General features: G+C 66.1%; 9 protein-coding genes. 7 read left to right on the top strand and 2 right to left on the bottom strand.

What is annotated here, in order from left to right; genetic code table 11:
• Both ABZE94_RS16735 and ABZE94_RS16730 read right to left on the bottom strand, forming a co-directional pair.
• Positions 1 to 1,044: AMP-binding protein (locus ABZE94_RS16735; protein WP_372876640.1), on the bottom strand; the 1,044-nt coding region annotated here is incomplete at its 3' end.
• 238 nt (positions 1,045 to 1,282) lie between these two features.
• The gene (locus ABZE94_RS16730) at positions 1,283 to 2,233 is read right to left on the bottom strand and encodes a LysR family transcriptional regulator (RefSeq protein WP_372876638.1); all 951 of its coding nucleotides are present in this window, start codon (positions 2,231 to 2,233) and stop codon (positions 1,283 to 1,285) included.
• A gap of 248 nt (positions 2,234 to 2,481) precedes the next feature.
• Between ABZE94_RS16730 and ABZE94_RS16725 the strand changes: the two genes are divergently transcribed.
• The 7 genes from ABZE94_RS16725 to ABZE94_RS16695 all read left to right on the top strand — a co-directional run bounded on the left by ABZE94_RS16725 (position 2,482) and on the right by ABZE94_RS16695 (position 10,514).
• Positions 2,482 to 4,185, top strand: coding sequence for an AMP-binding protein (locus ABZE94_RS16725; RefSeq protein WP_372876636.1), 1,704 nt, complete (start codon positions 2,482 to 2,484; stop codon positions 4,183 to 4,185).
• Between the two features lie 101 nt (positions 4,186 to 4,286).
• Complete coding sequence (locus ABZE94_RS16720) at positions 4,287 to 5,795, top strand: CoA-acylating methylmalonate-semialdehyde dehydrogenase (protein WP_372876634.1); 1,509 nt, start codon at positions 4,287 to 4,289, stop codon at positions 5,793 to 5,795.
• A 44-nt stretch (positions 5,796 to 5,839) separates the two neighbouring features.
• A complete protein-coding gene (locus ABZE94_RS16715; RefSeq protein ID WP_238043139.1) occupies positions 5,840 to 6,613 on the top strand; it encodes an enoyl-CoA hydratase in 774 nt (257 codons plus the stop codon).
• A 26-nt stretch (positions 6,614 to 6,639) separates the two neighbouring features.
• Positions 6,640 to 7,536 (top strand): 3-hydroxyisobutyrate dehydrogenase, encoded by an 897-nt coding sequence (mmsB, locus tag ABZE94_RS16710; protein WP_372876633.1) that lies wholly within the window; start codon positions 6,640 to 6,642, stop codon positions 7,534 to 7,536.
• Positions 7,533 to 8,621 (top strand): enoyl-CoA hydratase/isomerase family protein, encoded by a 1,089-nt coding sequence (locus ABZE94_RS16705; protein WP_372876631.1) that lies wholly within the window; start codon positions 7,533 to 7,535, stop codon positions 8,619 to 8,621. The genes mmsB and ABZE94_RS16705 overlap by 4 nt, the downstream gene beginning before the upstream one ends.
• A 32-nt stretch (positions 8,622 to 8,653) precedes the next feature.
• The gene (locus ABZE94_RS16700) at positions 8,654 to 9,805 is read left to right on the top strand and encodes an acyl-CoA dehydrogenase family protein (RefSeq protein ID WP_372876629.1); all 1,152 of its coding nucleotides are present in this window, start codon (positions 8,654 to 8,656) and stop codon (positions 9,803 to 9,805) included.
• 106 nt (positions 9,806 to 9,911) lie between these two features.
• A complete protein-coding gene (locus ABZE94_RS16695) occupies positions 9,912 to 10,514 on the top strand; it encodes a TetR/AcrR family transcriptional regulator (RefSeq protein WP_372876627.1) in 603 nt (200 codons plus the stop codon).
• Positions 10,515 to 10,598: the final 84 nt, after the last annotated feature.

Below are 10,598 nucleotides of genomic sequence, written 5' to 3'. Positions count from 1 at the left end.
GATCTGCACCTCGGCCATGTGCATCTCGCCGATCACCCGCTTCATTACCTCGATCGGGCAGGTGGCGCCGGCCATGATCCCGCTGCGCAGGCTGGACAGATCCAGGCCGGCGCGCTCCGGCAGATCCAGCTCGGCGATGAACATGGTCGGCACGCCGTAGAGCACCGTGGCGCGCTCCTCGGCCACCACCTGCAAAGTGGCCAGCGGTTCGAAGGCGGCCCCCGGGTAGATCATGGTGCTGCCATGGGTCAGGCAGCCGAGGTTGCCCATGACCATGCCGAAGCAGTGGTACAGCGGCACCGGGATAACCAGGCGGTCGTGTTCGCTCAGGCCCAGGCTCTCGCCGACCATATAACCGTTGTTGAGGATGTTGTAGTGGCTCAGGGTCGCGCCCTTGGGCGCGCCCGTGGTGCCCGAGGTGTACTGGATATTGATCGGCTCGTCGAACTGCAGCAGCGCCTCGCGCGTGGCCAGTTGCTCGGCGCTGACCGGGCTGGCCAGGCCCGCCAGCTCATGCCAGCAGAGGAAGCCGGCTGGCGCTCGCTCAGCCAGGCTGATCACCCCGCGCAGCTCCGGCAGCCGCGTGCTGTGCACCTCGCCCGGCTGGCTGGTGGCCAGTTCCGGCAACAGTTCGGCCAGCATGGCGTGGTAGTCGGAACTCTTGAAGGCATCGGCGCTGACCAGCCAGCGGCAGCCGGAATGCTTGAGCGCGTACTCCAGCTCGCTACCGCGGTAGGCCGGATTGATGTTGACCAGAATCGCGCCGATCTTGGCGCTGGCGAACTGGGTGATGCACCACTGGGCGCAGTTAGGCGCCCAGATGCCGACCCGTTCCCCCGCCTCGACGCCCAGCGCCAGCAGCGCACGGGCGCAACTGTCGACCTGCTCGGCCAACTCGGCCCAGGAATAGCGCAGGTTCTGGTGGCGCACCACCAGGGCCTCGCGCTCGGCGAAGCGCGCCACCGTCCGATCGAACGCCTGGCCGATGGTCATGGCCAGCAGCGCCTTGTCCTGCGGGCCGCGGGTATAGCTGGGGTGATTCATGGCTTTCCCTCTTGTGCTTGTAATGGGGTGGCCTACAGAGCGTAGAAGCCCGGGCGAGAATCCAGCCTTATCCTTACGTTAACGGCAAGCTATATCAAGACCGCGTCGACCGTCCAGTCACCCATTGGTCGCATGGAGCAAACGCCCGCAGTGACGTCGGGCTCTTGCACCGCCGCCCTTGGCGCAAGGCCATAGGGCCGCCTGATTCGCAGCGCTTGCGCTGCCGGAACCCGCTGGCTCAGTCCATCGCCAGGTAGTGCATATCGGTCGACTCCCCCATCAGCAGAGGGCGATTGAGGTCTGCACAGGCGCGCAGGTATTCGGCGGCCAGCGTCACCCGTTTGAGCTTGCGCAGATCTTCACTGTAGGAAAGCCAGAACTGGCGAATGATGTCGACCTGATCCGGCAACACTTCGCACAGGCGCGGGTCCGGCCCGGCCAGGAAGCTCGGCAGAATGGCCATGGCCCGCCCCTGCAAAGTGGCGTGGTACTGGGCAATCACACTGGTGCTGCGCAGGTGGCTGATAGCGCCGGGTAGCAGGTCGTTGAGGTAGAGCAACCTGGAGCTGAAGGCCAGGTCGTCGACGTAGGTGACGAAGGGGTGCTCAGCCAGGTCCTCGCGCGTGTGGATCGGCGCATGGCTGGCCAGGTAGCCGGGCGTGGCGTAAATGCGCAGGCGATAGTCGCATAGCTTTGAGCAGACGTAGGGGCCACGCTCCGGGCGCTCCAGGGTGATGGCGATATCCGCCTCGCGCCGCGACAGACTGACGAAGTGCGGCACCGGCAGGATGTCCAGGGAGATATGCGGGTAGCGCTCGAGGAAGCCACTCATCTGCGCGCTGACAAACCAGCAGCCGAACGCTTCGGTGCTGGCGATGCGCAGGTGCCCGGAAAGCCCCAGGCGGGTGCCGGACACCTGTTCGCAGGCAGCCAGCAAGGTGCTTTCCAGGGTTTCCGCGTAGCCCAGCAGGCGTTGGCCCTCCACGGTCAGGACAAAGCCGGTCGAGCGCGATTTCTCGAACAACAGGGCCCCGAGGCTCTGTTCCAGGGTGCGGATACGTCGCGATACCGTGGTGTAGTCCACGCCCAGGCGCCGGGCCGCCGCACTGGCGGTGCGGGTACGCGCCACTTCGAGAAAGAAACGCAGGTCGTCCCAATTGAGCTTGTCGTTAACCGTATTTTTTTGCATATGCACTCGCCTACTTTTAAGAGTGGCCGCCGTAAATATGCACACATATACCTCGGGCCACTCGTCTTGGCGAGACCAAGACGCTGTAGGCCGGGCCGACAGAGACCCGCCACGCAGTACTTTTTTGCATATCGATTCGGTTTATTTGCACCTTCTTACTGCGCAAACGCCTATCTATACTCATCCCACAAGCCTGATCGAGCTGGGCATCAGGCCAGTCCCTACAACAACAAAACAGGGCCAGAACCATGAACAGCAACTGCCACCCCTTTCTTGCCGCCCGCGACTTCCTGCTGGCCCATCGCAGCGACTACGCCACCGCCGTTCGCGACTTTCGCTGGCCGCAACTCGACGAATTCAACTGGGCCCTGGACTACTTCGACGTCATGGCCGCCGGCAACCAGGCCCCGGCGCTGTGGATTGTCGAGGAGGACGGTAGCGAGCAGCGCTACAGTTACGCCGAGCTGGCCGAGCGTTCCAATCGCGTGGCCAACCACCTGCGCGAGCTGGGCGTGCGCCGCGGCGAGCGCATCCTGCTGATGCTGGGCAACCATATCGCCCTGTGGGAAACCATGCTCGCGGCCTTCAAGCTCGGCGCCGTGGTGATCCCGGCCACCGCCCTGCTCACCGCCGATGACCTGCGCGACCGTATCGAGCGCGGGGGCGTGCGCCACCTGGTGGTGGGCAGCACCCATACCGACAAGTTCGCTGACCAAGCCCTGGACTGCACCCGCATCTGTGTCGGCGAGGCCGTCAACGGCTGGATCAATCACGCCAGCGCCGCCGACTATCCCAGCCAGTTCCACGCCGATGACCTGACCAAGGCCAGTGACCCGTTGCTGCTGTATTTCACCTCCGGCACCACCAGCCAGCCGAAGATGGTCCTGCACAGCCACCAGAGCTACCCGGTTGGTCACCTCTCCACCATGTACTGGATCGGCCTGCAGCCGGGCGACCTGCACCTGAACATTTCCTCGCCGGGCTGGGCCAAGCATGCCTGGAGCTGCCTGTTCGCGCCGTGGAACGCCGGTGCCTGTGTGTTCATCCATAACACTGCGCGCTTCAGTGCCCCGGCGCTGCTCGAGGTGCTGGAGCGCTACGGCATCACCAGCCTGTGCGCGCCGCCCACGGTGTGGCGCATGCTGATCCAGGAAGACCTGGCCGGCTGCCGCGAGCGCCTGCGCCTGCGCGAACTGGTCGGTGCCGGCGAGCCACTCAACCCAGAGATCATCGAGCAAATCCAGCAAGCCTGGGGCCTGCCGTTGCGCGACGGCTTCGGCCAGTCGGAAACCACTGCGCTGGTTGGCAACACCCCCGGCCAGCCGCTCAAGCCCGGCTCCATGGGCCGTCCGTTGCCCGGCTACAGCGTGTGCATGCTCGACCCGGATGGCCAGCCCGCCAGCGAAGGCGAAGTCGCCCTGCCGCTGGCTCCCCATCCGTTGGGCCTGATGCTCGGTTACGAAGACAGCCCGGAAAAGACCGCCGAAGTGATGCGTGACGGTTTCTACCGCACCGGCGACACCGCGGCCATCGACGCCGACGGCTACATCACCTTCGTCGGCCGCGCCGATGACGTGTTCAAGGCCTCCGACTACCGCATCAGCCCCTTCGAGCTGGAGAGCGCCCTGATCGAGCACCCGGCGGTGATGGAGGTGGCCGTGGTACCCAGCCCCGACCCGCTGCGTCTGGCGGTGCCCAAAGCCTTCCTGATCCTGGCCCACGACCAGCCGGGCAGTGCCGAACTGGCCGAGGACATCTTCGCTTTCGCCCGCGAGCACCTGGCGCCCTACAAGCGGGTGCGGCGCATCGAGTTCGTCAGCGAATTGCCCAAGACCATCTCCGGCAAGATCCGCCGGGTGGAACTGCGGCAGATGGAACTGCAGCGCCGTCAAGGCGACAGCCGTGGGCCGCAGGAACACTTCGAAGACGACTTCCCGCAGCTCAAGGGATGAAACCGGGCCGGCGCGCCGGCCCAGACCACCACTCCCCCGCCCACTCGGCCACCGGCGCCGAGGGGGCGCACTCGACCTCCGACAGTAGACAGGACTAGAAAATGACCGCTTCCTCAGTGCCCAGCGTCAAACTGCTCATCGACGGCGAATTCGTCGAATCCAAGACCACCCAGTGGCGCGACGTCGTCAACCCGGCCACCCAGCAAGTGCTGGCCCGCGTGCCCTTCGCCACTGCCGAGGAAATGAATGCCGCCGTGGCCAGCGCCGCCGAAGCCTTCAAGACCTGGCGCAAGACCCCGATCGGCGCGCGTGCGCGGATCTTCCTCAAGTACCAGCAGCTGATCCGCGAGAACATCAAGGAACTGGCGGCGCTGCTCACCGCCGAACAGGGCAAGACCCTGGCAGACGCCGAGGGCGATGTGTTCCGCGGCCTGGAAGTGGTCGAGCACGCGGCCAGCATCGGCAACCTGCAGATGGGCGAACTGGCCAACAACGTCGCCAGCGGCGTCGACACCTACACCCTGCACCAGCCACTGGGCGTGTGCGCCGGCATTACCCCGTTCAACTTCCCGGCGATGATCCCGCTGTGGATGTTCCCCATGGCCATCGCCACCGGCAACACCTTCGTCCTCAAGCCGTCCGAACAGGATCCGCTGGTGACCATGCGCCTGGTCGAACTGGCGCTGCAGGCCGGCGTACCCAAGGGCGTACTCAACGTCATCCACGGTGGCGTCGACGCGGTGAACCTGATCTGTGACCACCCGGACATCAAGGCCGTGTCCTTTGTCGGCTCGACCAAGGTCGGCACCCATGTCTACAACCGTGCCACCCAGAACGGCAAGCGCGCGCAGTGCATGATGGGCGCGAAAAACCACGCCATCGTCCTGCCCGATGCCAACCAGCAGCAGACCTTGAACAGCCTGCTGGGCGCCTCCTTCGGCGCCGCCGGCCAGCGCTGCATGGCCCTGCCGGTGGTGATCCTGGTAGGTGAGGCGCAGGCCTGGCTGCCGGACCTGATCGAGCGGAGCAAGACCCTCAAGATCAATGGCGGTACCGAGCCGGGCACCGACATCGGCCCGGTGATCTCCTGCGCGGCCCTGGACCGGGTCAACGGCCTGATCGCCAGCGGCATCGAAGAAGGCGCCAAACTGGAACTGGATGGCCGCAATCCGAGCGTGCCCGGCTACCAGGACGGCAACTTCGTCGGCCCGACGATCTTCTCCGGCGTCACGGCGCACATGTCGGTGTACCGCGAAGAAATCTTCGGCCCGGTGCTGTGCGTCATGCACGCGGCCAACCTCAACGAGGCGATCGAGATCATCAACGCCAACCCGAATGGCAACGGCACCGCCCTGTTCACCCGCTCCGGCGCTGCTGCCCGGCACTTCCAGGAAGAAATCGACGTCGGCCAGGTGGGTATCAACGTGCCGATCCCGGTACCGGTCCCGCTGTTCTCCTTCTCCGGCTCGCGCGGCTCCAAGCTCGGCGACCTGGGCCCCTACGGCAAGCAAGTGGTGACCTTCTATACGCAGACCAAGACGGTCACCCAGCGCTGGTTCGACGAGGACGACAGCAGCGCCGTGGTCAACACCACCATCACCCTCAAGTAAGGCTGACGGGCCGGCCTTGCGCCGGCCCTCTGGGAGACATCGCCATGGACTACCAAACCCTGCTGGTCGAGGTGCGCGAACGGGTCGGCCTGATCACCCTCAACCGGCCGCAAGCGCTCAATGCGCTGAACAGCCAGCTGATCAGCGAACTCAACCTGGTCCTCGACCGCCTGGAGGCCGACCCTGAGGTCGGCTGCATGGTCATCACCGGTTCGGCCAAGGCCTTCGCCGCTGGTGCCGACATCAAGGAAATGGTCGACAAGGACTACCCGTCGATCTACCTCGACGACTTCTTCGCCGCCGCCGATCGCATCGGCAACCGGCGCAAGCCGCTGATTGCGGCGGTCGCCGGCTACGCCCTGGGCGGTGGTTGCGAGCTGGCGCTGATGTGCGACTTCATCTACGCCGCCGACAACGCCCGCTTCGGCTTGCCTGAGCTGAGCCTGGGTGTGACCCCCGGCATCGGAGGCACCCAACGCCTGACCCATGCCCTGGGTAAGGCCAAGGCCATGGAGCTGTGCCTGACCGGCCGCCATCTGCTCGCCGCAGAAGCCGAGCGCGCCGGTCTGGTGGCCCAGGTTTTCCCCGCCGCCGAACTGCTGGAACAGACCCTGAAGGTGGCCCAGGGTATCGCCGCTAAATCGCTGCCGGCCAGCATGCTGGTCAAGGAATGCGTCAACCGGGCCTTCGAACTCGGCCTCAGCGAGGGGGTGCGCTTCGAGCGCCGGGTGTTCCATTCGCTGTTCGCCAGTCACGACCAGAAGGAAGGCATGCGCGCCTTCGTGGAAAAACGCCAACCGCAGTTTCAGCACCGCTGAGCCCCTCCATTACAAAGGTATCCACCATGCATATCGGTTTTCTTGGTCTCGGCAACATGGGCGGCCCAATGGCCTGCAACCTGCTCAAGGCCGGCCACCGCGTCACCGTCTTCGACCCCAGCGCCCAAGCTGTCGCCGCGCTGGTCGAGGCCGGCGCCACGAGTGCCACTTCCCCGGCGGCGGTGGCCCAGGCCCAGGTCGAGGCGATCGTCACCATGCTGCCGGCGGCGGCTCAGGTGAAACAGGTTTACCAGGGCAAAGATGGCCTGCTGGCGCACGTCGGCCAAGGCGTGCTGCTGATCGACTGCTCGACCATCGACCCGCTCAGTGCCCGCGAAGTGGCCTCCCTGGCCCTCGCTCAAGGCAACCCCATGCTCGATGCGCCGGTTTCCGGCGGCACCGGCGGCGCCGCGGCCGGCACCCTGACCTTTATGGTCGGCGGTCCGGCCAGTGCGTTCGACCAGGCCGGGCCAATTCTCTGCGCCATGGGCAAGAACCTCGTCCACTGCGGCGACAGCGGCAACGGCCAGGTGGCCAAGATCGCCAACAACATGCTGCTCGGCATCTCCATGGTCGGCGTCGCCGAAGCCATGGCCCTGGGTGTGGCCCTGGGCATGGACGCCAAGGTGCTGGCCGGCATCATCAACACCTCCAGCGGCCGTTGCTGGAGCTCGGAGATCAACAACCCGTTCCCCGGCGTGCTGGAGAACGCCCCGGCTTCGCGTGGCTACAGCGGCGGATTCGGCACCGACCTGATGCTCAAGGACCTCGGCCTGGCGACCGAAGCGGCCAAGCACGCGCGCCAGCCAGTACTGCTCGGCGCCGCCGCCCAGCAGCTGTACCAGAGCTTCAGCCAACAGGGTAATGGCGGCCTGGATTTCTCCGCCATCATCAAGCTGTACCGGCGGGACGCCGAGGCATGAGCGGCGCTGAAGCTGTGGTTCTGGTCGAGGTACGTAACCGCATCGGCCACCTGACCCTCAACCGCCCGAGCGGCCTCAACACCCTGACCCTGCCCATGGTGCGCCTGCTCCTGCAGCAGCTGCATGCCTGGGAGCAGGATCCCGAGGTGCTCGCCGTGGTCCTGCGTGGCACCGGTGAAAAGGCCTTCTGCGCCGGTGGCGATATTCGCATGCTGTACGACAGCTACACCGGCGGCAGCAATCAGCACGAGCTGTTTCTCGAGGAGGAATACGCCCTCGATCAGTATCTGCATGCTTACCCCAAGCCGGTACTGGCGCTGCTCGACGGCTTCGTCCTCGGCGGCGGCATGGGCCTGGCCCAGGCGGCGGCCCTGCGGGTGGTCACCGAGCGGGTGAAGATGGGCATGCCGGAAGTCAGCATCGGCTTCTTCCCGGATGTCGGCGGCAGTTACTTCCTGCCCCGGCTGCCCGGCCAACTGGGCTTCTACCTGGGCCTCACCGGCCTCCCGGTCGGCGCCGCCGACGCGCTCTACGCTGGGCTGGCCGACCATTGTCTGGCCAGCGCACGGCTGGCCGAGTTCGACCAGGCGCTGGACAACCTGAGTTGGTCGGCAGCGCCGCTGCAGGACCTGCAGCAGTTGCTCGACAGCATGACCTGCAGCGATCTGCCCGATGGCAAGCTTGAAGCCCTGCGCCAGGCCATCGACGACTACTTCGCCCTGCCCGACCTGACGGCAATCCGCACCGCCCTGCTCAGCGAGAGCCGCCCAGAGCTGCAGGCCTGGGCTGAAGACACCGTACGGGTGCTGGACAGCCGCTCGCCGCTGGCCATGACGGTGACCCTGGAGCTGCTGCAGCGCGGTCGGCACCTGCCGCTGGCCGACTGCTTCGCCCAGGAATTGCACCTGGACTACCAGTGGTTCGAACGCGGCGACCTGATCGAAGGCATACGCGCGCTGATCATCGACAAGGACAAGGCGCCGCGCTGGAACCCGGCCACGCTGGCCGACCTGGACCCGCAGCGGGTGCAGGCCTTCTTCAGCGGATTCTGCCCCGCTGCCAGCAAGCCCCTGCACCGCGCCTGAAGGGCACGGCCAGAACAGAGGAAAGCACTGCAATGCACGACAGCCAATTGACCGAAGAACAACGCATGATCCGCGACATGGCCCGCGACTTTGCCCGCAGCGAAGTCGGCCCGCATGCCCAGGCCTGGGAGAAGGCCGGCTGGATCGATGACGCCGTGGTGGCGCAGATGGGTGAACTGGGCCTGCTGGGCATGGTGGTGCCGGACACCTGGGGCGGCAGCTACACCGACTATGTGGCCTACGCCCTGGCCGTGGAAGAAATCTCGGCCGGCGACGGTGCCCTCGGCGCCTTGATGAGCATCCACAACTCAGTCGGCTGCGGCCCCCTGCTGAAATATGGCAGCCCGACGCAGCAGGACCGCTGGTTGCCGCTACTGGCCAGCGGCCAGGCGATCGGCTGCTTCTGCCTGACCGAGCCACAGGCCGGCTCCGAAGCACACAACCTGCGCACCCGCGCCGAACTGCGCGACGGCCAGTGGGTGCTCAACGGTGCCAAGCAGTTCGTCAGCAACGGCAAGCGCGCCAAGTTGGCCATTGTCTTCGCCGTCACCGACCCGGAACTGGGCAAGAAGGGCCTGTCGGCCTTCCTGGTGCCGACCGACAACTCCGGATTCGTCGTCGAGCGCAGCGAACACAAGATGGGCATCAAGGCCTCCGATACCTGCGCGGTCACCCTGACTGACTGCACAATCCCCGCGGCCAACTTGCTCGGCGAGCGCGGCAAGGGCCTGGCCATTGCCCTGTCCAACCTGGAAGGCGGGCGTATCGGCATCGCCGCCCAGGCCCTGGGCATCGCCCGCGCCGCCTTCGAGGCCGCCCTGGGTTATGCCCGCGAGCGCATCCAGTTCGGCAAGCCGATCGGCGAGCACCAGAGCATCGCCAACATGCTCGCCGACATGCACACCCAGCTCAACGCCGCGCGCCTGCTGATCCTGCATGCGGCCCGCCTGAAGAGCGCCGGGCATGCCTGCCTGTCGGAGGCCTCGCAGGCCAAGCTGTTCGCCTCGGAAATGGCCGAGCGGGTGTGTTCCAAGGCGCTGCAGATCCATGGCGGCTACGGCTACCTGGAGGATTACCCGGTGGAGCGCTACTACCGCGACGCACGCATCACCCAGATCTACGAAGGTTCCAGCGAGATCCAGCGCCTGCTGATCGCCCGCGAACTGGTGCATTACCCGCTGTAAACGGCCACTGGCCAAATCGCTCAGGCTAACCGAGCGCTGGCGACCTGGGTTTTCCTCGCCCGGGGCGCCATACTCGGCGCTCGCCTACCACCTGCCGAACAACGCCATGCCCGCCACCCAGCCCATCCCCGATTGCTCGCGTTATCAGACCACCCGCAGCCAGGCCCTGCGCCTGTTTGCCGAGCGCGGCTTCAGCCGGGTGAGCATGCGCGACCTGGCCGACTACCTGGGAATCCGACCAGGCTCGCTCTACAACCACATCGACAGCAAGGAAGCGCTGCTGTTCGAGCTGATCGAGGAACTCTACGAACAGCTCCTACACGGTGCCCGCCAGGTGCAACGGTGCGCGGCCACGCCCGCCGAACGGCTGGATGGTCTGCTCGAGGCGCACCTGCGGTTGCACGCCAGCATGGGCGCGTATTTTCGTCTGGCCGAATACGACGGTCACTGCCTGGCCAGCGAGCAGCAGGCGCAAATCCGCGCGCTTCGCGCTCGCTACACACAGCAGTTGGTGGAAAGCGTGGAGCGCGTCACCGGCCAGCCGGTCGGCAACAACCGCCGCGCCGCCTTGAGTGGCATCGTGGCCCTGCTCAATCAGTTACCGGCCTGGATCGAGGCGCCCGAGCTGAGTCCGACGGCGCGCCACAAGTTGCTGCGCGACATGGTGCTGAGCGCACTGCGCGGCGCCTTGCGGGGCACGCAGGACTGAGCAGGCGTCATTGCGTCTCGGGGATTCCCTGCAAGGCAGCGCGGCAACGCTCTTCGGCCGTGTCCAGCTCCAGCTGCATCTGCT

Source organism: Pseudomonas sp. (genome assembly GCF_041601375.1).
GTDB lineage: Bacteria > Pseudomonadota > Gammaproteobacteria > Pseudomonadales > Pseudomonadaceae > Aquipseudomonas.
The sequence above is the reverse complement of the archived record's forward strand: the minus strand, read 5'-3'. Positions and strand labels throughout refer to the sequence as shown.